This is a genomic window from Bacillus sp. LR--39, assembly GCF_053613335.1.
Window position 1 is genome coordinate 1 of record NZ_JBSIOT010001021.1, and the last position, 655, is coordinate 655.

Below are 655 nucleotides of genomic sequence, written 5' to 3' on the forward strand. Positions count from 1 at the left end.
GATGAAAATAGATCCTGCCAATCCGTCGTGGGAAGATCGGGACTTCTTTATCCTTTCAAAAGGGCACGGCGGCCCCGCCTTATATGCAGCGCTTCATCTTTCCGGCTATTTTGAAGAAGATGTGCTCTATACGCTAAACCAAAACGGCACAGCTCTTCCGTCGCACCCTGACCGAAATTTAACACCGGGAGTCGATATGACGACCGGGTCGCTGGGCCAGGGGATCTCGGCTGCAGCAGGAGTCGCGCTGTCGCACAAGCTTTCAGGACGCGCTAACCGCACCTTTGTCATTGTCGGCGACGGGGAGCTGAACGAAGGCCAATGCTGGGAAGCGATCCAATTTGCGGCGCACCATAAGCTCCGCAATCTTTATGTGTTTGTGGATGATAATAAACAACAGCTGGACGGCCCGACGAAAGAGATTATCGATCCGCTGGATTTTGTCAGCAAATTTAGAGCCTTCGGGTTTTATTCCGAAAGGGTAAACGGACACGAACCGGAAGCGATTTATCGTGCGGTCAAAAGAGGCGAAGCCCAGCGGGAAAGGCCGGTTGCCGTCATCCTTGATACGGTGAAGGGAAAGGGCATCCCTTATTTTGAAAAAATGGAGAACAGCCACCACATTAGAGCAAATGAAGAGCAAAACCGCATGATC

The 655-nt window shown here is 51.8% G+C and carries 1 protein-coding gene; it reads left to right on the plus strand.

Features of this window, described 5'->3' with window-relative positions; translation table 11 throughout:
• The coding region (locus ACWHAR_RS28160; RefSeq protein ID WP_452088580.1) for a transketolase at positions 1–655 on the plus strand (655 nt) is incomplete at both ends.